At 67.3% G+C, this 22019-nt stretch carries 23 protein-coding genes; 20 read left to right on the top strand and 3 right to left on the bottom strand.

Translation table 11 applies throughout. The features are described from left to right. Positions 1-118: 118 nt before the first annotated feature. The 13 genes from fliF to fliR all read left to right on the top strand — a co-directional run bounded on the left by fliF (position 119) and on the right by fliR (position 11452). Complete coding sequence (gene fliF, locus BLR99_RS16865) at positions 119-1819, top strand: flagellar basal-body MS-ring/collar protein FliF (protein WP_074687383.1); 1701 nt, start codon at positions 119-121, stop codon at positions 1817-1819. Positions 1820-1897: 78 nt separating this feature from the next. Beyond that, positions 1898-2893 (top strand): flagellar motor switch protein FliG, encoded by a 996-nt coding sequence (gene fliG, locus BLR99_RS16860; protein ID WP_011797405.1) that lies wholly within the window; start codon positions 1898-1900, stop codon positions 2891-2893. Then, entirely contained in the window at positions 2877-3614 is a 738-nt protein-coding gene (locus BLR99_RS16855) for a FliH/SctL family protein (RefSeq protein WP_011797404.1), read from the top strand. The genes fliG and BLR99_RS16855 overlap by 17 nt, the downstream gene beginning before the upstream one ends. After that, positions 3607-5031 (top strand): flagellar protein export ATPase FliI, encoded by a 1425-nt coding sequence (fliI, locus tag BLR99_RS16850; protein WP_017438329.1) that lies wholly within the window; start codon positions 3607-3609, stop codon positions 5029-5031. The genes BLR99_RS16855 and fliI overlap by 8 nt, the downstream gene beginning before the upstream one ends. Before the next feature lie 19 nt (positions 5032-5050). Continuing rightward, positions 5051-5533: a flagellar export protein FliJ gene (gene fliJ, locus BLR99_RS16845; protein ID WP_017438330.1), complete on the top strand. Its 483-nt coding sequence runs from the start codon at positions 5051-5053 to the stop codon at positions 5531-5533. Continuing rightward, a complete protein-coding gene (locus BLR99_RS16840; protein ID WP_048857349.1) occupies positions 5530-6963 on the top strand; it encodes a flagellar hook-length control protein FliK in 1434 nt (477 codons plus the stop codon). Before fliJ ends, BLR99_RS16840 begins: the two co-directional genes overlap by 4 nt. Before the next feature lie 205 nt (positions 6964-7168). Next, entirely contained in the window at positions 7169-7756 is a 588-nt protein-coding gene (locus BLR99_RS16835; protein ID WP_017439430.1) for a flagellar basal body-associated FliL family protein, read from the top strand. 19 nt (positions 7757-7775) lie between these two features. Then, positions 7776-8780, top strand: a complete 1005-nt coding sequence (gene fliM / locus BLR99_RS16830; protein ID WP_011797399.1) for a flagellar motor switch protein FliM — start codon at positions 7776-7778, stop codon at positions 8778-8780. After that, positions 8770-9216: a flagellar motor switch protein FliN gene (fliN, locus tag BLR99_RS16825; RefSeq protein WP_011797398.1), complete on the top strand. Its 447-nt coding sequence runs from the start codon at positions 8770-8772 to the stop codon at positions 9214-9216. Before fliM ends, fliN begins: the two co-directional genes overlap by 11 nt. A 19-nt stretch (positions 9217-9235) precedes the next feature. Further along, on the top strand, positions 9236-9601 hold the full coding sequence (locus BLR99_RS16820; RefSeq protein WP_046060741.1) for a FliO/MopB family protein: 366 nt from the start codon (positions 9236-9238) through the stop codon (positions 9599-9601). A 40-nt stretch (positions 9602-9641) separates the two neighbouring features. Beyond that, positions 9642-10382, top strand: coding sequence for a flagellar type III secretion system pore protein FliP (gene fliP, locus BLR99_RS16815; protein WP_017438730.1), 741 nt, complete (start codon positions 9642-9644; stop codon positions 10380-10382). 22 nt (positions 10383-10404) lie between these two features. Next, positions 10405-10674, top strand: a complete 270-nt coding sequence (gene fliQ, locus BLR99_RS16810; RefSeq protein WP_011797395.1) for a flagellar biosynthesis protein FliQ — start codon at positions 10405-10407, stop codon at positions 10672-10674. A gap of 7 nt (positions 10675-10681) precedes the next feature. Continuing rightward, positions 10682-11452 (top strand): flagellar biosynthetic protein FliR, encoded by a 771-nt coding sequence (gene fliR / locus BLR99_RS16805; RefSeq protein ID WP_017438729.1) that lies wholly within the window; start codon positions 10682-10684, stop codon positions 11450-11452. A gap of 15 nt (positions 11453-11467) precedes the next feature. Here fliR and BLR99_RS16800 read toward each other — a convergent pair whose 3' ends face one another. Both BLR99_RS16800 and BLR99_RS16795 read right to left on the bottom strand, forming a co-directional pair. Continuing rightward, a complete protein-coding gene (locus BLR99_RS16800; RefSeq protein ID WP_011797393.1) occupies positions 11468-12097 on the bottom strand; it encodes a response regulator in 630 nt (209 codons plus the stop codon). After that, positions 12094-13197: a hybrid sensor histidine kinase/response regulator gene (locus BLR99_RS16795; RefSeq protein ID WP_017438728.1), complete on the bottom strand. Its 1104-nt coding sequence runs from the start codon at positions 13195-13197 to the stop codon at positions 12094-12096. The genes BLR99_RS16800 and BLR99_RS16795 overlap by 4 nt, the downstream gene beginning before the upstream one ends. A gap of 191 nt (positions 13198-13388) precedes the next feature. Here BLR99_RS16795 and BLR99_RS16790 point away from each other — a divergent pair, with 191 nt between their 5' ends. The 7 genes from BLR99_RS16790 to BLR99_RS16760 all read left to right on the top strand — a co-directional run bounded on the left by BLR99_RS16790 (position 13389) and on the right by BLR99_RS16760 (position 19906). Further along, the gene (locus BLR99_RS16790) at positions 13389-13835 is read left to right on the top strand and encodes a hypothetical protein (protein WP_011797391.1); all 447 of its coding nucleotides are present in this window, start codon (positions 13389-13391) and stop codon (positions 13833-13835) included. A gap of 49 nt (positions 13836-13884) precedes the next feature. Continuing rightward, positions 13885-14247, top strand: a complete 363-nt coding sequence (locus tag BLR99_RS16785) for a response regulator (protein WP_011797390.1) — start codon at positions 13885-13887, stop codon at positions 14245-14247. Between the two features lie 36 nt (positions 14248-14283). Further along, a complete protein-coding gene (locus BLR99_RS16780) occupies positions 14284-16461 on the top strand; it encodes a chemotaxis protein CheW (RefSeq protein WP_011797389.1) in 2178 nt (725 codons plus the stop codon). A gap of 33 nt (positions 16462-16494) precedes the next feature. Further along, positions 16495-16995, top strand: coding sequence for a chemotaxis protein CheW (locus BLR99_RS16775; protein ID WP_011797388.1), 501 nt, complete (start codon positions 16495-16497; stop codon positions 16993-16995). A gap of 115 nt (positions 16996-17110) precedes the next feature. Then, on the top strand, positions 17111-17998 hold the full coding sequence (locus BLR99_RS16770; RefSeq protein WP_011797387.1) for a CheR family methyltransferase: 888 nt from the start codon (positions 17111-17113) through the stop codon (positions 17996-17998). Positions 17999-18024: 26 nt separating this feature from the next. Next, the gene (cheD, locus tag BLR99_RS16765) at positions 18025-18786 is read left to right on the top strand and encodes a chemoreceptor glutamine deamidase CheD (protein ID WP_011797386.1); all 762 of its coding nucleotides are present in this window, start codon (positions 18025-18027) and stop codon (positions 18784-18786) included. A 19-nt stretch (positions 18787-18805) separates the two neighbouring features. After that, entirely contained in the window at positions 18806-19906 is a 1101-nt protein-coding gene (locus tag BLR99_RS16760) for a protein-glutamate methylesterase/protein-glutamine glutaminase (protein WP_011797385.1), read from the top strand. Between the two features lie 47 nt (positions 19907-19953). Here the strand turns inward: BLR99_RS16760 and abc-f are convergent, their stop codons facing one another. Beyond that, entirely contained in the window at positions 19954-21843 is a 1890-nt protein-coding gene (abc-f, locus tag BLR99_RS16755) for a ribosomal protection-like ABC-F family protein (protein ID WP_011797384.1), read from the bottom strand. Positions 21844-22019 lie beyond the last annotated feature (176 nt).

Genomic DNA, 22019 nt, shown 5'->3' with positions numbered 1-22019 from the left:
ATCCTGGGGAATAGCTGGGAAAACGGGCGCCTTATCCGGCCGCCGGGCAGGGGGGCGGCGGCCAATAATCGCGGCACGCCAGATCCCGTGTGCCGTGGCGGTCCCCTTGGAAAGCACCATGTCCGCAGTCGCCGAAATCCCCGTCGCTCCCCCTGCCAGCTCCAGCGCGCCGTCCGTGCTTCAGCGTTTTTCCGCGCTGGACCGTTCCAAGCGGCTGCGCTTCGGCGCGGGCATCGCGCTGCTGGTGGCCGCGGTGGTCGCCGCGGTGGTGCTCAACCGCCAGCCGGACTACAAGGTGCTGTTCTCCAATCTGAGCGACAAGGATGGCGGCGCCATCGTGGCCCAGTTGTCCACGATGAATGTCCCCTACAAGTATTCGGAGGGCGGGGGCGCCATCCTGGTGCCGGCCGAGCGCGTGCACGACGTCCGCCTGCGCCTGGCCACCCAGGGCCTGCCCAAGGGCTCGGTGACCGGGTTCGAGCTCATGGAGACCAACCGCTTCGGCGTGACGCAATTCCAGGAGCGCCTGAACTTCCAGCGCGGGCTCGAGGGCGAACTGACGCGCTCCATCCAGGCGCTGTCGTCCGTGCAGAGCGCACGCGTCCATCTGGCGCTGCCCAACCAGAACGGATTTTTCCGCGAACAGCAGAAGCCTTCCGCTTCCGTGCTGCTGAGCCTGTACCCCGGCCGCTTCCTCGATCGCACCCAACTGGCCGGCATCGTGCATCTGGTGGCTTCCAGCGTGCCCGAGATGTCGCCTTCCGCCGTCAGCGTGCTCGACGACACCGGCAAGCTGCTGTCGCAGTCGCCCGATACGGCCGCCGGCAGCGCCATCGATGCCCAGCAGCTGTCCTACGTGCAGCAGATCGAGCAGCAATACACTCGCCGCATCCTGGACATCCTGGAGCCCGTGGTCGGCAAGAACAACGTCAAGGCCCAGGTGACGGCCGAGGTGGATTTCTCGCAATCGGAGCAGACGTCCGAGCAGCACCGCCCCAACCAGACGCCCGACAGCAGTGCAGTGCGCAGCCAGCAGGTGGTGGAAAGCTCCGGCGGCACCCAGGGCAACCAGCCTCCGGCCGGCGTTCCGGGCGCCGCCAGCAACCAGCCGCCCCAGCCGTCCACCGCCCCCATCAACGGCGCCAATCCCGCGCCCACGGCAGGCAACGGCCAGCAGGGCCAGACGGCCGGGTCCAAGCGTGAATCCATCACCAACTACGAGGTGGACAAGACGGTGCGCGTTACCCGGGCCGGCAGCGGCGCGATCAAGCGCGTCAGCGCCGCCGTGGTGGTGAACTACCAGGCCATCGCGGATGCGGCGGGGAAGGCGCCCCAGGCCAAGGCCTTCACGCCCGAGCAGATCGAGCAGATGACGGCCCTGGTTCGCGAAACCATCGGGTACAGCAAGGATCGCGGCGACTCGGTGAACATCATGAACACCCAGTTCCTGGTGGACAACACGCCGGCGGCCGAGCTGCCGCTCTGGAAGCAGCCCGAGATGATCGAGCTGGCCAAGAGCCTGGGCTGGCCGGTGGGCATGTCGCTCTTCGCCGCGCTCATCCTCCTCGGGCTGGTGCGTCCGGCGATCAAGGGCATGAACCAGCCGCCCGCGCCCGCCGCGGCGCCGGCATCGGGCCGCCAGGTGGATGCGATCGAGGCCGACGAGCCCGAGCGCCCGGCCCTGGCCGCCCCCGCCAAGCCCGAAGACCTGATCCAGACCCCCGAACAGATGCGCCTGGAGGAAGCGCGTGTCCTGGCCAAGGAAAATCCCGTGGCCGTCGCCAACATTCTCAAGGTGTGGGTAAACGGCGAATCTTGAAACGCGGCCGCCATCCGTCGATGATGGCGCCGATGAGCACTCCCACCCACCCCTTCCCCTACCGACCGGTGACTTTCCATGGATGAGCAAGGCCTGAACGATGCGGCGATCCTGCTGATGTCCCTCGGCGAGGAGGAAGCCGCCGAGGTGTTCAAGCACCTGTCTCCCAAGGAAGTGCAGAAGCTCGGCGAGACCATTGCCCGCATGCGCTCCGTCTCCAAGGACAAGGTGGACGGCGTCATCAACCGCTTCTCCAACGACGCTGCCGCGCAGAGCCTGCTGGTGTCCGACACCAGCAATTACGTACGCTCCGTGCTCAAGCGTGCCCTGGGCGACGACAAGGCCGCGCTGCTGATCGACCGGATCCTGCAGGGCGGCGACGTGTCGGGTATCGAAAGCCTCAAGTGGATGGATCCGCTCTCCGTGGCGGAACTGCTGCGCAACGAGCATCCGCAGATCGTCGCGGCCATCCTCGTCCACCTGGATCCCGAGCAGTCCGCCGCGGTGCTCATGCAGCTGTCGGACCGCCAGCGTGGCGAAGTGCTGCTGCGCGTGGCCACGCTCGAGGGCATCCAGCCCACGGCGCTCAAGGACCTGAACGAGGTGCTTTTCAAGGTGCTCGCCGGCGGCGACAAGATCCGCAAGAGCTCCCTGGGGGGCGTCAAGGCGGCCGCCGAAATCATCAACCTGCTGGGCTCCAACATGGACGCGGTGGTGCTGGAGTCGATCCGTGGCTACGACCCCGACCTGGCCCAGAAGATCATGGACAAGATGTTCGTCTTCGACGACGTCAGCAAGCTGGACGACCGGGCCATCCAGACCGTCCTGCGCGAAGTGGCCTCGGAGACCCTGGTGGTCGCGCTCAAGGGCGCCCAGCCGGAACTGCGCGAGAAGTTCCTCTCCAACATGTCCTCCCGCGCCGCGGATGCCATGCGCGAAGACCTGGAGTCGCGCGGTCCCATGCGCCTGTCGGAAGTCGAGGCGCAGCAGAAGGAAATCCTCAAGACCGTGCGCAGGCTTTCCGACGAAGGCCAGATCGTGATCGGAGGCGGTGGCGATGACGCATTCGTATAGCCCCCGCGGCGCCTACACGCGCTTCATCCCGAGCGAAGAGATCGCGGACGTGACGCAATGGCGTTTCGGGGCGGTGGACGGCTCCGACCAGCTTCCGCCGGTGGAGGCGCAACAGCCCGAGGCCGCCGAACTGCCCCCTCCAGGCATCGACGAGGCCACCCACCAGGCCGCGGTCGAGGCCGCGCGCGAGGAAGCCTTCGCCCAGGGCAAGGCCCAGGGCGAGGAGGAAACCGCCCTGGCGTGGCAGCAGCGCATGGACGACTACATCGGCGGACAGGGCCGGGAGGCGGCCGCGCGGCTGGAGCGGCTGGTGCTCGCGGCCGATGCCGGCCTTACCGATCTGCAGCAGCGCATGGCGCAGGAGATCCTGGAACTGGCCTGCGATATCGCCCGCCAGGTCGTCCGGCAGGAACTGTCCAGCGGGCCGCAGGCCCTGCTGCCCGTGGTGCGCGAAGCGCTGGGCATGCTGGTGGCCGAGGGGCGCCCGGCCACGGTGCGCATCCATCCGTCCGACTGGTCGTTCCTGGAGCAGCCGCTCACCACGGAGTACGCCGGGGCGAAGATCCAGTGGGTGCCCGATGCCTCCGTGGCCGAGGGCGACTGCCTGGTCGAATCGGCCGGTACCGTGGTGGACGGCTCGCTCGACAGGCGGTGGCGCCGCGCCATCGCGGCCCTGGGGCTTTCGTCGGCCTGGCGGATCGAGGAGCCGGGCCATGGCTGACAGTGCCGCCGTGTCGGATCCGCCACTGCAGGATTCGCCCTGGGATGCGTTCCTGTCCGGCGCGCGCGCGCGCCTGGCCGAGGGCACGGCGCTGGAAACCCGCGGCACCCTCACCCGGCTGACCGGGCTCGTCCTGGAGGCCGCGGGCATCCGCGTCCCCGTGGGATCGCAATGCCTGGTGCAGATGCCGGGCCACGAGGCCGTGCTGGCGGAAGTCGTCGGCTTCTCGGGCGACCGGGCCTTCCTGATGCCCGCGGGCGATATCCACGGCCTGTCCAGCGGCGCGAGCGTGGTACCGGCCGCGCCCTATGTACCCGTGCCGCGCCTGTGCGATTCCACCCGGCCGTCAACGGCCGCGGGCATCCTGCGCCTGCCCATGGGCGACGGCCTGCTGGGCCGCGTCGTGGACTCGCAGGGCCTGCCGCTCGACCATGGCGGGCCCGTGCAGGACGTTTCATCCGAGCCCATGGACCGGCGCCAGATCAACGCCATGGACCGCGATCCCGTGCGCCAGATGCTGGACACCGGCGTGCGGGCGATCAACGCGCTGCTGACCGTGGGCCGCGGGCAGCGCCTGGGGCTTTTCGCGGGATCCGGCGTCGGCAAGAGCGTGCTGCTCGGCATGATGGCCCGCTATACCCAGGCCGACGTCATCGTCGTGGGCCTCATCGGCGAGCGCGGCCGCGAGGTCAAGGAATTCGTGGAGGACATCCTGGGCGAGCAGGACCGCGAGCGGGCCGTGGTGGTCGCCGCTCCGGCCGATGCGCCGCCGCTGCTGCGCATGCAGGGCGCCGCCTATGCGACGGCCATCGCCGAGCATTTCCGGGACAAGGGCAAGCATGTGCTGCTGCTCATGGATTCGCTCACCCGCTATGCCATGGCCCAGCGCGAGATCGCGCTCGCCATCGGCGAGCCGCCGGCCACCAAGGGCTATCCGCCGAGCTGCTTCGCCAAGCTGCCGGCGCTGGTCGAGCGCAGCGGCAACGGCTTGCACGGCGTGGGCTCCATCACCGCCTTCTATACCGTCCTCTCCGAAGGGGACGACCAGCAGGATCCCATCGCCGACTCGGCCCGCGCCATCCTCGACGGCCACATCGTGCTGTCCCGCGCGCTGGCGGAAACCGGGCATTTCCCGGCGATCGACATCGAGCAGTCCGCGTCGCGGGTCATGCACAACGTGGCCTCGCGCGAGCATTTCGACCTCGCGCGGCGGTTCCGCGCGGTGTATTCGCGCTACCAGAAGAGCCGCGACCTGATCCAGGTCGGCGCCTACATGAGCGGCTCCGACCCGGCGCTGGACGAGGCCATCCGCCTGCAGCCGGCGATGGCCGCCTTCCTGCAGCAGAACATGTTCGAGGCCGCGCCCATGCAGGACAGCCTGCACGCCATGGCGGCCGTACTGGGCCCGCAGGCCTGACCCGGGGAGCGGTACTGCCATGGCCTCTCTCAATGCCTTCCTGGTCGCCGTCGAGATGGCGGAGCGCCAGCGGGACGCCGCGCGCCAGGCCCTGCAGGACCTTCAGCGTGCCCGGAGCGCGTCCGAAGCGCAACTGCAGCAGCTTCAAGGGTACGCGCACGAGACGGAAGGGCGCTGGGGCATGCGCGCCGACGCCACGGTCAAGCCGGAGGTCATGTACCACCACTACCAGTTCATGGACCGCCTCGGGCATGCCATGGGCGTGCAGAGCAGCGTGATCGGCGAGCAGGAAGGCCGCGTACGTGCCGCGGGCCAGGCATTGCTGCAGGCCGAGCTGCGCGTCGCGGCGCTGCGCAAGGTGGTGGAGCGGCGGCGCCACGACCTGGCCCAGGCCGAGGCGCGGCGGGAGCAGAAACAGACGGACGAGCGCGCCGCGCTGCGTTTCGGAAAGGCCCCGGTCACGGGGCAGGGCCCTGGCGGGCCAGAGGAGCCATCATCATGACCAACGACATCCAGAACCGCACGGCCCGCGCGCCGTCTTCGGCCCACGCAACCCACGAATCGCGGGGCGCGCGGGGCGCCGGCAAGGCCGGCAACGCAACCGCCGCGGATGCCGGCACCGACGCCGCCGGTGGGCAGGGCGGTTTTTCGCTGCTGCTGGCATCGCTCGGGGCCGGGCTGGACGCTACCGGTGCCGGTGCGCTGCCGGGCGCGGACAATGGCCTGGGCGCCGCCCTGGCCGGTGATGCGATGGCTGGCGATGCACTCGCATCCGGCGCGGCGGCGGGCAATGCCGCGGGCGCATCGGGGCTGCCCGGCATGGATCCGCTGGCCATGGCGCTGCAGGGCCTGGTTCCGGGCGGCACTGCCGGGGCCTGGCCTGCCGCGGCGGGCTCCCCGGGCGGCGGGGCAGGCGGCTCCCTGGCGCAGGCGCTCCGGCCTGCGGGGCTGATGGACGCTAGCAGCCTGGTGGGCCAGACGGCACTCATCGATGGCGCCGCCGATCTTTCCGGGGCGGCGGCCAATGCGGCCGGCAAGGCCTTCGCCGCTTCCCGGGGCGGGACGGCGCGGTCCGGGCACGCCGCCATGGGCGGCACGGCCGGTTCCGCATCCGAGACGGCCGGCGCCAGCGCCGGCGGACTGATGGTCCCAGTCCTGGGCGGCAAGGACGGGGAGCTTCCCGGCGCGCATGTCCTGGCCCAGGCCGTGGCCTCTGCATCCTCCGCGTCGGCAGGGGCGACCGCGCAGCCGGACCGCCGCGATGCGGGCTTCACCGCCGGGCTGCAGGCCGCCCCGCGTGGCGGCGAATCCTCCATGATGGCGGCCTCCGCCGTGGGCGGTGCCCTGCAGGACCTGACCCCGCAGGCGGGCGGGCGGGCGGATGCGGCTGTGTCGGCCTCTCTGGGCATGGATCGTGCCGTGGTGCCGGCATCTCCGGATGGCTCGCAGGCGTCGGGCTCCTTCGCCGCGGATGCGGCCGGGGACGGGGCGGCCGGCGTGGCGGACCCCTCGCAGATTCCCATGGAAGACCAGATCGCCGAACAGGTGGCCTACTGGGTGCACCAGAAGACGCAGAATGCCGAACTCACGATCGACCGGGACGGCCAGCCGGTCGAGGTGTCCGTGTCGCTGACGGGCAACGAGGCCCATGTCGCATTCCGCAGCGACCAGTCCCAGACCCGGGACATGCTGGACACCAGCGTGGCCCAGCTGCGCGAACTGCTGCGCGGAGAAGGCCTGGAGCTCGCGGGCGTGTCCATCGGGCAGTCCGGGGCGGGCGCGGGGGGCGACGCCTCGGGGCGGCCGTCCGGGCGTGGCGAGGGCGGTGCGCGCATCGGCCGCGTGCAGGCGGCCGGAGGTGGCGCGCAAGGGGCTGGCGACATCCCCCGGCCCGCATCCCGTCCGGACCGCGCCCTGGACGTCTTCGCCTGAGCACGTGCGGGAGTCCGGGGAGGGCTTGCGCAACCGCTGGAAAGACGGCCTTTCCGCCGCTATTCTGGCTATTATCCGCCGCGCCGGTATCCAATAATGGCCCCTAGCGGAAGGTCTGCGCTCGATGGAGTGCGGGAAAGCCTTCCAGGGTGCCCGGCCCCGGCCGGCCCCTCTCCACCGAATCCGTTGCGCAAGGAAACCCAACGTGTCTGCCAACCCTCCTGCCGCGGCCGCCGCCAAGCCGAAAAGCAAGAAGCTGGTCCTCATCATCGCCATCGTCGCGGTGCTGGTGCTGGCCGGCGGTGGCGCCGCCTGGTTCTTCCTCTCCAAACGCAGCCATGGCGACGAGGACGAGGAGGGCGGCGGCGGAGGCCACGCCAAGGCCGCCGCGCCTGCCGCGCCCAAGGTGGCCCCCACTTTCCTGCCCATCGAGAACATGGTCGTGAACCTCGCCGACCCCGGTGGCGAGCGCTTCGCCCAGATCGGCATCACGCTGGAACTGGCGGATGCCAAGACGTCCGAACTGGTCAAGCAGTATCTGCCCAGCATCCGCAGCGCGATCCTGATGCTGGTGTCTCAGCGCACCGCCCAGGAACTCCTCGGCCGCGAAGGCAAGGAAAAGCTGGCCGTGGACATCCGCCGCGAGGTGTCCAAACCCCTGGGCTACACCGTGCCCAAGCCCCGCAAGCGGCCCGCCAGCGACGAGGAAGAGGACGGCGAAGAGGCCCCGCGCCCCAGGGGCGACAACAATCCGGTGCGGCAAGTGCTCTTCTCCAGTTTCATCATCCAGTGACCCGGCAGGAGATTTCCCCATGAGCGAGTCATTCCTTTCCCAGGAAGAAGTCGATGCCCTGCTGGAAGGCGTCACCGGCGAGAGCCAGAAGTCCGTGGAGGAAGCGGCGGACACCGGTGCCATCCGCAACTACGACATCTCCAGCCAGGAGCGCATCGTCCGTGGCCGCATGCCGACGATGGAAATCGTCAACGAGCGGTTCGCGCGCAATTTCCGCATCGGCCTGTTCAACTTCATCCGCCGCAGCCCCGAGATCTCGGTGGGAACAGTGTCCGTGCAGCGCTACAGCGCCTTCCTGCGCGAGCTGGCGGTGCCCACCAACTTCAACATCGTGGCCATCCGGCCGCTGCGCGGCAGCGGACTGATCGTCTGCGAGCCGTCCCTCGTGTTCGGCATCATCGACACGCTCTACGGCGGCGTGGGCAAGTTCCAGACCCGCATCGAGGGCCGGGATTTTTCCCCCACCGAGCAGCGCGTCATCAACCGCCTGGTGGACGTGATCTGCGCCGAATACAAGAAGGCCTGGCACGGCATCTACCCGCTGGAGCTGGAATACCAGCGCTCCGAGATGCAGCCGCAGTTCGCGAATATCGCCACCCCGAGCGAGATCGTGGTGTCCACCGCCTTCCAGCTCGAGATCGGCGATCTGTCGGGGGCCATCCACATCTGCATGCCCTACGCGACCCTGGAGCCGATCCGCGACGTGCTCTATTCTTCGACGCAGGGTGATTCGATCGAAGTCGATCGCCGCTGGGTGCGCGTGCTGACGCGCGAGATCCAGGCCGCGGAAGTGACCCTCGTGGCCGAACTGGCCCGGGCCGACGCCACCGTCGAGCAACTTCTCGCCATGAAGCCCGGCGATTTCATCGAGCTCGACCGCGAGCCACGCATCCAGGCGTCGATCGGGGGCGTGCCCATCTTCGAGTGCCAGTACGGCACGCACAATTCCAAGTACGCCATCCGCATCGAGGAGTGCCTGCGCAACCCCGATCTGAACTGGCTGGGAGAAAAGAATGTCAACTGAAGGCGACAGCAACGACAACGACGGCAAGAGCGCGGCGGACGATCCGTTCGCCGGCTGGGCCGAAGCGCTGGAGGAGCAGAAGAGCTCCGACGAGTCGCAGCCCGTGGACCAGGGCGGCCCCCTCGCGGGCGAGCCCGTGCGCCCGTTCTCCTCGAGCAACGAGGCGCCGGTCAACGACATCAACATGGTGCTGGACATCCCCGTCCAGTTGTCCGTGGAACTGGGCCGTACCAAGGTGCCCATCAAGTACATCCTGCAGCTGGCGCAGGGATCCGTCGTCGAGCTCGACGCCCTGGCCGGCGAACCCATGGACGTGCTGGTCAACGGCTACCTGATCGCCCAGGGCGAGGTCGTGGTGGTCAACGACAAGTTCGGCATCCGGCTGACCGACGTGGTCACGCCTTCGGAGCGGCTGCGCCGCGTGAGCCGTGGATAACGCCGCCTCGGGCGCCGGCATGGCGCAGACCCTGGTCGTCGTCGTCCTGTTCATCGCTGCGGTGGCGCTGCTGCCCTGGCTCATCCGCCGCCTGCAGCAACGCCAGGCCGGCGCCCCGGGCGCGGGCCCGGGCGCGGCGGCCAAGGTGCTCTCCGCCGTGCCGGTCGGTCCCCAGCAGCGGGTCGTGACGGTGGAGGTCGGGCCGGACCATCAGCGCGTCTGGCTGGTGCTGGGCGTCACGGCCCAGCAGGTCCAGTGCCTGCACGTGATCCATCCGTCGGCCGCGGGGGCGTCGTCCCAGGTCCACGTGCCACCGCCCGCATCCTTCGCCGGCGAGATGGCTGCGGCTACCCGGCGCCAGGATGCGCCCGCTTCGCATGGCTGAGGCTGCGCGCTCCGTTGCCGTCCGGCCGCGGCACGCCGGCATGGCCGTGGCGGTCGCGCTCGCCTGGATGGCGCTGGTCCCTTCCGCCTGGGCGCAGGCCGCCGGAGGCGGCAGCCTGCCGGTCCTCATCGGCTCCGGCGCGGGCGGAACCAGCTATTCGGTGCCCATCCAGACCCTGCTGTTCTTCACGGCGCTGTCCTTCCTGCCAGCCGTGCTGCTCATGATGACGGGCTTCACCCGCATCGTCATCGTGCTGTCGCTGATCCGCCAGGCGATCGGCACGCAGTCCGCCCCGCCCAACCAGGTCATCATCGGCCTGTCGCTGTTCCTGACGTTCTTCGTCATGGGCCCCACGTTCGACCGCGTCTACGCGGACGCCTACCTGCCCTACAGCAACAACACGATCACCTTCGAGCAGGCCGTAGAGCGCGCGGAGGCGCCCATGCGCTCCTTCATGCTCAAGCAGACCCGCCAGTCGGACTTCGCCCTGTTCGCCCGGCTCGCCAAGCTGCCGTCCGGGGCCACGGCGGAGACCGCGCCCATGCGCGTCCTCGTGCCCGCGTTCGTCACCAGCGAACTCAAGTCGGCCTTCCAGATCGGGTTCATGATCTTCATCCCGTTCCTGGTCATCGACATGGTGGTCTCCAGCATCCTCATGTCGCTGGGCATGATGATGCTGTCCCCGGTGCTGGTGGCGCTGCCTTTCAAGCTGATGCTGTTCGTGCTGGCGGACGGCTGGAACCTGCTGCTCGGCTCCCTGGCCGCCAGCTTCGTGACCTGACGCGAACGCGAAGGAGTTTTCCATGACCTCCCAAATGGTCCTGACGGTGGGGCGCGACGCGCTCACGCTGCTCCTCATGGTGTCCATGCCCGTGCTGGGCGTGGTCATGGTGGTCGGACTGCTCGTCAGCATCTTCCAGGCCGTCACCCAGATCCACGAGGCCACGCTCGCCTTCGTGCCCAAGCTCATCGCCGCCATGGTCGTGTTCGCGGTCGTGGGCCCCTGGATGATCACCTCGCTGGTGGACTACATCCGGCGCACCATCGAATCCATTCCCTCCGTCGTCACCTGAGCGCCGCGTGATCACCTTCTCCGAGGCGCAGATCATGGCCTGGCTCTCGCCGGTGCTGTGGCCGTTCCTGCGGGTCCTGGCCGTCTTCATGGTCGCGCCGGTGTTCTCCATGCGCAGCATCCCCGTCCGGGCCAAGGTCGGGCTGGCCTTCCTGGTGGCCGTGTGCGCGCAGGCCGTGCTGCCCGACCAGCCCGTCGTCAGCGTCAACGGCCGCGAAGCGCTCGGCGCGGTCGCCCAGCAGGTGGCGGTCGGCATGTCGGTCGGCTTCGCCGTACGGCTGGTATTCACCGCGGTCGAGCTGGCGGGCGAGGTCGTCGGCCTGCAGATGGGGCTCAACTTCGCGTCCTTCTTCGATCCCTCCACGAGCGGGCAGGTCAGCGCGGTGGGCCGCTTCTTCGGCCACATGGCCATGCTGCTCTTCGTGGTCATCAACGGCCACCTCATGGTGCTCATGGCCGTGGTGAAGAGCTTCGACAGCTTTCCGGTGGACGGCAATTTCCTGCAGTCGATCGGCCAGATGCGCCTGCACGAACTCGGCGCGTCGCTGTTCTCCAGTGCGCTCTGGATCGCCCTGCCCATGATCGCGCTGCTGATGTTCGTCAACCTGGCCCTCGGCGTGATCTCCCGGGTGGCGCCGCAGATGAACATCTATGCGGTGGGGTTTCCGGTGACCCTGACGGTCGGGCTGTTGGGGATCGCCGCCACGCTGCCCATGCTCGAGCAACCGGTGCTCACCCTCATGCAGCAATCCATCGACCTCTTCGCCTCGCAGCGGTAACCGGACGGCGGGGCGTCACACCAGCTGGTTGCGGATGGCGTACACCGTCAGTTCGGCGTTGTTGCTGAGCTTGAGCTTCTCCAGCACGCGCGAGCGGTACACGCTCACGGTCTTCGGACTCAGCATGAGCTCTTCCGCGATGTCCGAAAGCCGCTTGCCGGACGCGATCTTCACCAGCGTCTGGAGTTCGCGCTCGGACAGGGCCTCGTGGGGAAGTTCGGGCGCGGGTTGCGCCAGGCTGTCCGCGAGCATCTGCGCCACCTCGGGCGTCAGGTACTTGCGGCCCTTCATCACGGTGCGGACGGCCTCGATCAGCTCCATGGGATCGCCGGCCTTGTTGGCATAGCCCTGCGCCCCCGCCCGGAGGCAGCGCAGGGCGTACTGGTCCTCGGGATACATCGACACCACGAGTACCTTGATGGCCGAATCCGTTTCCTTCAGGCTGCTCAACACCTCCAGCCCGCTGCGGCCCGGCATGTTCAGGTCCAGCAGCAGCACATCGCAGGGTGCCTTGCGCAGGATCTCGCGCAGCTCCGAATAGCCGCCGGCCTCCCCGGTCACCTGGATGTCCGGCGCTTCGGTGAGCGTGTCGCGGATGCCGCGCCGCAGCACGGCATGGTCGTCGCACAGCACGACGTGGATCATGGCAATTCTCCTGGGTCCTCGGCGCCCTGGCTGTCCTGCGGCTCCAGCGGGATCGACACGATGACCGAGGTGCCGCGTCCCGGCTGGCTGCTGATGTCCAGCCACCCTCCGACCGTTCTCGCCCGTTCCTGCAGGCCCTTGAGCCCGAAGGACTTCGGCTTGTTCCGCATGGCAGGTTCCATGCCGCAGCCATTGTCCGTCACCTCCAGCGTCAGCACGCGCTCGCTGTCCGAGAGGTCGATCGACACCTGGCTGGCCTGTGCGTATTTCGATACGTTGGTCAGGGCCTCCTGCGCCGTGCGGTAGGCCACCAGCTGCACGTCGCCCGGCACCTCGATCGCATCGCGACTGGAATGCAGCCGGGTGGGAATGCCCGTGCGGCGCTCGAAGCTCTCGGCCAGCCACTGCACCGCGGCCACCAACCCCTGGTCGAGGATGGGCGGGCGCAGATTCATCATGATGCGCTGGCTCGCCTCGATGGCATGCTGCAGCATCTCCGTCGCGCTGCCGGCATGGCCGAGCACCGCCGGTTCCGTGGAGTGCCGTGCGATCCACCCCACGTCGAAGCGCACCGCCGTCAGGGCACCGCCGATGTCGTCGTGGATCTCGCGGGCGATCGCCGCACGCTCCCGCTCGATGGAAATCTGCAGGTGCTCGGTCAGTTCCGCCAGCTGTCTCTCCGATGCCGCGAGGTCGCGCACCGCCTGCTCCCGCGCCCTGCGTGCCTCATGCACCTCGATGGCGCGACCGATCACGTGCGGCAGCCGGGCCATGTCGTCCTTCAGGAGGTAGTCCGCCATGCCCAGGCGCATCGCATCCACGGCGGCGGCCTCGCCGATGGCGCCGGACAGCAGCACGAAGGGCGGGGGCTCGCCGCGCTCGCTCACCCAGCGCCATGCATCCAGCGCCGTGAAGCCCGGCAGCCGGTAGTCGGCGAGGACGAGATCGAATCGCTCCGCATCCAGCCAGGCCACGAAGGATTCCATCGTGTCTGCGTGGCGAATTTCATACATCCCGTTGGCGCGGCGCAACGTAATACATGCCAAAGCATGGTCCGCAAGGGAATCTTCGAGATGCAGGATGCGCAGGGGTTTAACCATTACTCCTGAGGCCATATGAACGCTATCATAGGATACATATTGGAACAAACAGCGTGCCAAGATGCGCTGTTTGCGCCCTGCGGGAGCGCATCGCCTACCAGGCGACGCGTCGTTGCCGGTGGTGTGGCCACCAGCGTGTTTGCCGGAATGGATTTAGCGTGCCTTGAGCCGCCTGCTGCCATGGAGAAACCATGCAATCTACGCTAACAGGCCCTGATGAGCCAGGAGTCCAGCTCCCCGTCATGGTGGCTGCGGAACTTCAGGATTCCCTGCTCGTCGTCATGCGCGACCTGCACCGCCTCGAAGGCCTGCTCAGCCATGCGACCGACAATCTGCTCGCCCGTTTCGGCGAAGCCAACCAGGCGCTGTCGGACGAGCTGATCAAGGGTTCCCCAGAACTGCTCGCCCTGCGCACCGCCTTGAGGAGTGCCGTCACGGAACTGCAATTCCAGGACATGGCTTCCCAGCTGATCTGGCACACCACCAAGGTCCTGCAGGGCTGCGCATTCCGGCTTGCCTCCGAAGCCATGGGCTCCGAAGAGGGCGAGGAGGCCGCACCGTTCGCCGAGATGGCGCCAGACCGCCCCAATCCGGTCACCCAAAGCGAGATGGACGCTGGTTCCATTGATCTCTTCTGACCTTGCCCCGTCTGGTTACCTTATATATTCAAGTGAGTTGGAGCCCTAAATGCAATCGATCCTCGCCGTTGATGATTCGCCCTCCATGCGCAAGATGGTGTCCTTCACTTTGACGGGTGCCGGCTACCACGTGGTGGAGGCCGTCGACGGCCAGGATGCCTTGGAAAAGGCGGAAACCCATGACATCCAGCTGGTCCTCGCCGACCAGAACATGCCGCGCCTGGATGGCATCGGCCTCACGCGCAAGCTGCGCGAGCACCCGCGCTTCAAGACCATCCCCATCCTGATCCTCACCACCGAGTCCAGCGACCAGATGAAGCAGGCCGGCCGCAATGCCGGCGCCACGGGCTGGCTGGTGAAACCCTTCGACCCCAACCGCCTGATCGAGGTCATCCAGAAAGTGATCCGCTGAGCCTCGGCGTCATACACAAGCACAAGGGAGCCATTCATGGCCGAAAACTACCAAGAAGGCGCGGGCGGCGATTTCGACCTCAGCCAGTTCTATCAGATCTTTTTCGAGGAAGCTGGCGAGAACCTGGACCAGATGGAGCACATGCTGCTGGATCTGGACCTGAGCGCGGCCAACGACGAAGAGCTCAACGGCATCTTCCGCTGCGCGCACTCCATCAAGGGGGGCGCCGCGACGTTCGGCTTCTCCGATGTCGCCGAACTCACTCACCAGATGGAGTCCCTGCTGGACCGCCTGCGCAGGCACGAGCTGCAGCCCATCCCGCAGATGGTGGATGTCCTGCTCGAATCCGCGGACGCGTCCCGCAGCCTGCTGGCCCGCCACCAGGCGGGCGGCCAGGGGGAAGCCCTGTCCACCGGTGACCTGGTGCGCCGCATCAGCGAACTGGCTGCGGGCGTCGTGCCTGCAGCCGGTCCCGCCACGCCGCCGCCCCCGGCTCCGGCGCCCGCCCCGGCTCCCGTGCAGGCCGCGCCGGCCCCGGCCCCCGTGGCCGCGCCTGCGTCGATGCCCGCATCGTCCGGCCCCGGTGTGGCCCGTTCGCTGGAAATCCGCATCGGTCCCGTCGAGCGCAACGAGCAGGCGGATGCCATCAAGGACCTGTTCCGCGACATCGTCGGCCTGGGCACGATCCGCGACCTGCCCTCCGACCAGCCGGGCGTGCGCGTTTTCGGCGTCCAAACCACCTCCACGGACGACGACCTGCTCGATCTGTTCGCATTCCATGTCTCGAAGGAGCAGGTGCGGATCACCGCAGCCGGCGCTTCCGAGGCTGAGCCTGCCGAAGAGGCCGCCGGCGTGGCGGCCGCCCCGTCCGCTCCCGGCGGTTCGCTGGAGGTTTCCTACGGTTTCTTCCCGGGGGCCCCCGGCATGCCGGGCGACCGTCCCGATGCCGCCGCCAGCACGCCCTCGGGTGCCGCCGAGGGCCCCGCATCCAGGCAGGCGGCCTCCGGTGGCCGTGCCTCGGAAACCAAGGCCGTCAGCCAGGCGCAGATGGAATCCACCACCATCCGGGTGGCCGTCAACAAGGTGGACCAGCTGATCAACCTGGTGGGTGAACTCGTCATCACCCAGGCCATGCTGGCGCAAAACAGCCGCGGCCTCGATGGCGCGGTGTACCAGCAACTGCTCGCGGGGCTGGCGGACCTCGACCGCAACACCCGGGATCTGCAGGAATCGGTGATGTCCATCCGCATGATTCCGATGTCCATCGTGTTCAGCCGTTTCCCGCGCATGCTGCGCGACCTGGCCAACAAGCTGGGCAAGAAGGTCGATCTCGTCACCCTGGGCGAAGCCACCGAACTCGACAAGAGCCTCGTCGAGAAGATCACCGACCCGCTGACCCACCTGGTGCGCAACAGCTGCGACCACGGCATCGAAATGCCGGCGGACCGCCTCGCGGCCGGCAAGTCCGAGCACGGCACCATCACGCTGTCCGCATCGCACCAGGGCGGCTCCATCGTCATCGAGGTGCGGGACGACGGACGCGGCCTGTCGCGCGAAAAGATCCTGCGCAAGGCGCGCGAACGGGGCCTCGATGTTTCCGACCAGATGAGCGATGCGGACGTCTGGGGCCTCATCTTCGCGCCCGGCTTCTCCACCGCCGACGAGGTCACCGACGTGTCCGGCCGCGGCGTGGGCATGGACGTGGTCAAGAAGAACATCGCCGCGCTCAACGGTTCGGTCGAGATCGACTCCGCCGAAGGCTACGGCATGCGTGTCTCGGTGCGGCTGCCGCTCACCCTCGCCATCATGGACGGCATGTCCGTCGGCGTCGGCGAGGAGGTCTACATCCTGCCGCTGTCGTCCGTCGTGGAGTCCTTCCAGGTCAACCCCGACGACGTCAACACCGTTGCTCAGGGCTCGCAACTGGTCAAGGTGCGCGACGAGTACATGCCCGTCATCGCCCTGGAGAGAACCTTCCAGGTGCCGCGCGTGGACAAGAGCAAGTCCAGCAACATCATGGTGGTCGTCGAGGCGGACGGCAGCCGTGTTGCGCTCCTGGTGGACGAACTGCTGGGGCAGCACCAGGTCGTGGTGAAAAACCTCGAGACCAATTACCGGAAGGTGCCCAACGTGTCGGGCGCCACCATTCTGGGCGACGGCACCGTGGCACTGATCCTCGACACCGGGGCCCTGGTCCGCCGTGTCCGCCATTGATACGCCGCTGGGCAGACTGAAGGAGAGCCACTCATGGCGACTGTGATGGAAAAAACGACCGAAGCGGCTGGCGCTTCCGTGGGGGGTGCCCGCGAATACCTGACGTTCCGCCTCGACCAGGAGGAATACGGCATCGACATCCTCAAGGTCCAGGAAATCCGGGGCTACGAGCCGCCGACCCGCATCGCGAATGCGCCCGAATTCATCAAGGGCGTGACGAACCTGCGGGGCACCATCGTGCCCATCGTGGACATGCGGCTCAAGTTCGACTGCTCCAAGGCCGAATACAACAGTTTCACGGTGGTCATCATCCTGAACCTGCGCAACCGGGTCGTGGGGATCGTGGTCGATTCCGTGAGCGACGTCATGGAACTCACGTCCGACCAGATCCGGCTGGCCCCGGAAATCGAAAGCTCCATCGACAGCAACTGCATCGTGGGGCTCGGCTCCGTGGGCGAGCGCATGCTCATCCTTCTCGACATCGAGAAGCTCATGTCCAACCCGGACATGGGCCTCATATCCACGCACGAATGATCTGACGAAAGGGGGGCGAGGCAGACAGGCCCCTCCAAGTCAACGCGGAACAAGAGCGGCGTTTCCCGGTGCACCGGCCGGTTGCCAGAGATGCGGAACTGAAACGAATCCAACCATGCGCCAGACCTCTTCTTCTTCCGTTCCTCCGCGCGACATGGCGGAGTCCAGCGCCGCCCCGTCCTCGGGTCCCCTCGCCCAGGGACGGGAATTCGTCTGGACCAATGCGGATTTCTCCCGCGTGCAGGCACTCATCTACCAGCGCGCAGGCATCAGCCTGCACGACGGCAAGCACGCCATGGTCTACAGCCGCCTGTCCCGGCGGCTCAGAGAGACGGGGCACACCAGTTTCCATGATTACCTGAGCTGGCTGGAAAACCACGACGGGCCGGAATGGCAGGAATTCGTCAATGCATTGACGACGAACCTCACGGCATTCTTCCGTGAGCAGCACCACTTCGAGATTCTGTCGGGACTGCTGCGCAGCCGCCCTTCGGGCCCCTGGAGCGTCTGGTGCAACGCCGCGTCCACGGGGGAAGAGCCCTACTCCATCGTGATGACCGCGATCGAATCGCTGGGAGCCAACGCGCCCTTCAAGCTCACGGCGAGCGATATCGATTCGCGCGTCCTGGCCACGGCATCCGAGGGCGTTTACCGGCTCGACAGCGTGAAGGGCCTGAGCCCCGAACGCCTCCAAAAGTTCTTTCTGCGCGGCAAGGGACCGAACGCCGGCCTGGCGCGGGTCAAGCCCGAGCTGCGGCGTGCCATCGAGTTCATGAGCGTCAACCTGATCCGCGACGATTGGCCCTTCCGCGAGCCTTTCGACGTGGTCTTCTGCCGCAATGTGATGATCTATTTCGATGCTCCCACGCAGCGCAGGGTCCTGGAGAAGATCCATCGCGTGCTGAAGCCGGGGGGCATGCTGTTCGTGGGGCACGCGGAGAACTTCAGCGAATCCCGTGATCTTTTCAATTTGCGCGGCAAGACCGTCTATGAGCGCCGATAAAGGCCACATTCCGCAAGAAGCCCTCCATGACTCCAAACCGCCCTGGCTCCCTCCCCGCGTCTGGTGCTTCGTCCCCTCCCTCGTCGATCGACGGGGCCGACCGCCGCCGCGCTCCCCGCATCGCGCCCCTGAGCGCCGACATCTATTCGTCCGCGGCTGCGCCCGCCAAGCAATCGACGCTGCAGGAACTGAAGGCCCGCGCACGCCGCCCCGGCGAAGCGTCCTTCTTCTTCTTCGATCATCATTTCCAGCACAACGCCGTCAAGGTGCTGCCCGGCGAGTATTTCGTCTCGGACGAGAACCTCGTGATCATGACGGTGCTCGGGTCCTGCATCGCCGCCTGCCTGTGGGACAGCCGCAGCCGCGTCGGCGGCATGAACCACTTCATGCTGCCCGACGGTGACTCCAACGACGTCTCCGGCCGCTACGGGTCCTACGCCATGGAACTGCTCATCAACGAGATGCTGAAGCTGGGCGCGCGCAGGGAAACCATGCAGGCCAAGGTCTTCGGCGGCGGGCAGGTCATGCACAACTTCACCACCATGAACGTGGGTGAGCGCAACACCACCTTCGTGATGAATTACCTGCAGACCGAGCGAATTCCCATCGTTTCCGAAGATGTGCTCGATATTTACCCGCGGAAGGTGGTATTTTTCCCCGTGACGGGCAAGGCCATGGTCAAGCGGCTGGCACATGCCCATCCGGAGGCCCTGGTCGCCCAGGACGTCAAGGGCAACGCGGCTACCGTGGCCAAGGCCACGGCCGGCGGGTCGGTGGACCTGTTTTGATTGAGAAGGACAAGAGGGAATGAGCAGGAAGATCCGGGTGATCGTTGTGGATGATTCCGCGCTGGTGCGCAGTCTGCTGTCGGAGATCATCAATCGGCAGCACGACATGGAGTGCATCGGGACGGCCAACGATCCGCTCATCGCTCGGGAAATGATCCGCGAGATGAACCCCGACGTGATCACCCTGGACGTGGAAATGCCGCGCATGGACGGCATCGACTTCCTGGGCCGGCTGATGCGCTTGCGCCCCATGCCCGTCGTGATGATCTCCACTCTCACGGAACGCGGGGCGGAAGTCACCATGAAGGCCCTCGAGCTGGGGGCGGTCGATTTCGTGGCCAAGCCGCGCGTGGGGCTGTCCAGCGGACTCAACGAACTCGCGACGCAGATCGTGGACAAGATCCGCGTTGCCGCGGTCGCCCAGGTGCGCCGCGCGCCGGCGCCGCGCCCTGCCGAGAAAGCCGCCCAGCCCGGTGCCGCTGCGCCCATCGCACCGGCCGCGACGCTGCTCGGGCGTCTTTCCACCGAAAAGCTCATCTGCATCGGCGCATCCACGGGCGGGACGGAAGCCATCCGCGAAGTGCTCGTGCAGATGCCGGCGGATTCCCCCGCCATCGTGATCACGCAGCACATGCCACCCGGGTTCACGACGAGCTTCGCTGCCCGCCTCAACGGCCTGTGCCAGATCACCGTCAAGGAAGCGGTGAACGGCGAGCGCATCCTGCCCGGCCATGCCTACATCGCGCCGGGCGGCAAGCAGTTCCACGTCGCCCGCAGCGGCGCCAACTACGTGGCCGTGGTGGACGATGGCCCGCCGGTGAACCGCCACAAGCCGTCGGTGGAGGTGCTCTTCAAGTCCGCGGCCGCCGTGGTCGGCAAGAACGCATTCGGCGTCATGCTGACCGGCATGGGCAACGACGGCGCTGCCGCCATGCGCGAAATGAAGGATGCCGGCAGCTACAACTACGTGCAGGACGAGGCCAGCTGCATCGTCTTCGGCATGCCCCGGGAGGCCATCGCGCACGGCGCCGCCGACGAGGTGCTGCCGCTCACCCAGATCGCCCCAGCGCTGATCACACGCCTGCGCGGCGCGACGGACCGCCTCCACCACCGCATCTGAAGCATCGCAGTGGGAGCGGCGCGCAGGGGCTTTGCCCCGCCTGCGCTTCACTGCTCGGACAACTCCGTCCAGCGCTCGAGGGCTGCCATCAGTTCGTCCTCGATCTCTCCTTCCCGCGTATGCAGCGCCGCGGCCTGCGCGCCGTCGCGGACATAGAGACTGCCATCCGCCAGATCCGCACGAATTGCGTTCTGCTCCGCCTCGAGGGCCGCAATGCGCTCCGGAAGCAGCTCCAGTTCCCGCTGCTCCTTGTAGCTGAGCTTCTTCTTCACCGGTGCGGTGCGCTTGGCGGATGGCGCGGGTGCTTCCTTGCCCACCGGCTCCTGCGCCGCAGGGCGGGCCGGGGTGCCGGCCAGGGCGCGGCTGCGCCGCGACTGCACCAGCCAATCCTGCACGCCGCCCTCGTATTCGCGCCATCGCGCATCGCCCTCGTAGGCAATCGTGCTGGTGACGACGTTGTCCAGGAACATCCGGTCATGGCTGACCAGGAAAACCGTACCGTCGTAGGACTGGAGCAGTTCTTCCAGCAGATCCAGCGTATCGATGTCCAGGTCGTTCGTGGGTTCGTCCAGCACGAGGACATTGGCCGGGCGTGCGAAAAGGCGTGCCAGCAGCAGGCGGTTGCGCTCCCCGCCGGAGAGGGACCTCACGGGAGACTGGGCCCGTGCAGGCGAAAAGAGAAAGTCCGACAGGTAGCTCTTGACGTGTTTGCGCTGCTTCCCTATCTCGATCCACTCGCTGCCCGGGCTGATGAAATCTTCCAGGGTCGCATCGAGATCCAGCGCGTGGCGCATCTGGTCGAAATAGGCGACCTCCAGGTGGGCGCCCCGGCGGATCCTGCCGCTGTCCGGCGCCAGTTCGCCCAGGATCAGCTTCAGCAACGTCGTCTTGCCGGCGCCGTTGGGGCCCACCAGTCCCACCTTGTCGCCGCGGAGGATCGTGGCGGAAAAGTCCTGCACGATGGTTTTGTCCCCGAACGCCTTGGTCACGTGTGCCAGCTCGGCCACGATCTTTCCCTGGTAGCCAGACGCGGATCCGGACGCGATGTCCATCCGGACGCTTCCCAGCGCGTCCCGGCGTGCCGCGCGGCTGGTCCGCAGGGCTTCCAGCCGGCTGATGCGGCTCTGGCTCCGTGTACGGCGCGCTTCCACGCCCTTGCGTATCCATATCTCTTCCTGGGCCAGCAGCTTGTCGGCCTTGGCAGCGATCACCGCCTCCTGCGCCAGTTGCTCGGCCTTCTGCTGCACGTATTGCCCGAAGTTGCCTGGGAAAGACAGCAGGCGCCCCCGGTCGAGTTCGACGATGCGGGTGGAAATGCGGTCCAGGAACGCGCGGTCGTGCGTGATCGTGACCACGCTGCCTGGAAACGCCAGCAGCAACTCCTCCAGCCATTCGATGGAGTCCACGTCGAGGTGGTTGGTCGGCTCGTCGAGGAGCAATACGTCGGGCCGGGCCACCAGCGCCTGCGCGAGGGCGACCCGCTTCTTCAAGCCGCCGGAAAGGTCTCCCACGCGGGCTTGCGGATCCAGGTGCAACCGCTGCATCGTTTCCTCCACCCTGCGCTCCCAGTTCCAGCCGTCCACGGCCTCGATCTCGGTCTGCAGCGTATCCAGGTCGGCTCCGGTGGCGCTCTCATAGCGTCGCCGCAGCGCGACCACGTGCGCCAGCCCAGCGGCCGTGGATTCGAACACCGTATGCCCCGCGTCCAGCAGCGGTTCCTGCGCCACATAGGCGATCCGCAGGCCCTGCTGAACGTGCAGGGCTCCATCATCAGTATGTGCCAGCCCTCCGAGAATCTTGAGCAGGGATGACTTGCCTGCACCGTTGCGGCCGATCAGCCCCACGCGCTCGCCCGCCTCCAGGGAAAAGTCGGCATGGTCCAGCAGGGCGGTATGTCCGAAGGCCAGCTGGGCGTCTAGGAGGGAGATGAGAGCCATAGATAGATAGTGGAATGCGTAGCCAGGGGAAGTCGCGCCCTCTGGTTGGGCGGTTTGCAAAAATGCCTGCGCGACGTGAAATTGTTGCTATACTAGCGGGCTTCGCTACTGAGATTGCTGCGGTTCCTGAGAGGGCTGCGATGAAGGTAGGTGGCGAAGGCGGTAGAAGAGAAAAG

Origin of the sequence: Paracidovorax citrulli, from assembly GCF_900100305.1 — a bacterium.
In the GTDB taxonomy this organism is placed as follows: Bacteria; Pseudomonadota; Gammaproteobacteria; order Burkholderiales; family Burkholderiaceae_C; genus Paracidovorax; species Paracidovorax citrulli.
Note: the sequence above shows the minus strand (reverse complement) of the source record. Positions and strands in the feature narration are given on the sequence as shown.

Bases quoted from the DNA above. Each gene is read 5' to 3' on its own strand.
- fliF (WP_074687383.1), top strand. From the start codon at position 119: ATGTCCGCAGTCGCCGAAATCCCCGTCGCTCCCCCTGCCAGCTCCAGC.
- fliG (WP_011797405.1), top strand. From the start codon at position 1,898: ATGGATGAGCAAGGCCTGAACGATGCGGCGATCCTGCTGATGTCCCTC.
- BLR99_RS16855 (WP_011797404.1), top strand. From the start codon at position 2,877: ATGACGCATTCGTATAGCCCCCGCGGCGCCTACACGCGCTTCATCCCG.
- fliI (WP_017438329.1), top strand. From the start codon at position 3,607: ATGGCTGACAGTGCCGCCGTGTCGGATCCGCCACTGCAGGATTCGCCC.
- fliJ (WP_017438330.1), top strand. From the start codon at position 5,051: ATGGCCTCTCTCAATGCCTTCCTGGTCGCCGTCGAGATGGCGGAGCGC.
- BLR99_RS16840 (WP_048857349.1), top strand. From the start codon at position 5,530: ATGACCAACGACATCCAGAACCGCACGGCCCGCGCGCCGTCTTCGGCC.
- fliM (WP_011797399.1), top strand. From the start codon at position 7,776: ATGAGCGAGTCATTCCTTTCCCAGGAAGAAGTCGATGCCCTGCTGGAA.
- fliN (WP_011797398.1), top strand. From the start codon at position 8,770: ATGTCAACTGAAGGCGACAGCAACGACAACGACGGCAAGAGCGCGGCG.
- BLR99_RS16820 (WP_046060741.1), top strand. From the start codon at position 9,236: ATGGCGCAGACCCTGGTCGTCGTCGTCCTGTTCATCGCTGCGGTGGCG.
- fliP (WP_017438730.1), top strand. From the start codon at position 9,642: ATGGCCGTGGCGGTCGCGCTCGCCTGGATGGCGCTGGTCCCTTCCGCC.
- fliQ (WP_011797395.1), top strand. From the start codon at position 10,405: ATGACCTCCCAAATGGTCCTGACGGTGGGGCGCGACGCGCTCACGCTG.
- BLR99_RS16800 (WP_011797393.1), bottom strand. From the start codon at position 12,097: ATGATCCACGTCGTGCTGTGCGACGACCATGCCGTGCTGCGGCGCGGC.
- BLR99_RS16795 (WP_017438728.1), bottom strand. From the start codon at position 13,197: ATGGTTAAACCCCTGCGCATCCTGCATCTCGAAGATTCCCTTGCGGAC.
- BLR99_RS16790 (WP_011797391.1), top strand. From the start codon at position 13,389: ATGCAATCTACGCTAACAGGCCCTGATGAGCCAGGAGTCCAGCTCCCC.
- BLR99_RS16785 (WP_011797390.1), top strand. From the start codon at position 13,885: ATGCAATCGATCCTCGCCGTTGATGATTCGCCCTCCATGCGCAAGATG.
- BLR99_RS16780 (WP_011797389.1), top strand. From the start codon at position 14,284: ATGGCCGAAAACTACCAAGAAGGCGCGGGCGGCGATTTCGACCTCAGC.
- BLR99_RS16775 (WP_011797388.1), top strand. From the start codon at position 16,495: ATGGCGACTGTGATGGAAAAAACGACCGAAGCGGCTGGCGCTTCCGTG.
- BLR99_RS16770 (WP_011797387.1), top strand. From the start codon at position 17,111: ATGCGCCAGACCTCTTCTTCTTCCGTTCCTCCGCGCGACATGGCGGAG.
- cheD (WP_011797386.1), top strand. From the start codon at position 18,025: ATGACTCCAAACCGCCCTGGCTCCCTCCCCGCGTCTGGTGCTTCGTCC.
- BLR99_RS16760 (WP_011797385.1), top strand. From the start codon at position 18,806: ATGAGCAGGAAGATCCGGGTGATCGTTGTGGATGATTCCGCGCTGGTG.
- abc-f (WP_011797384.1), bottom strand. From the start codon at position 21,843: ATGGCTCTCATCTCCCTCCTAGACGCCCAGCTGGCCTTCGGACATACC.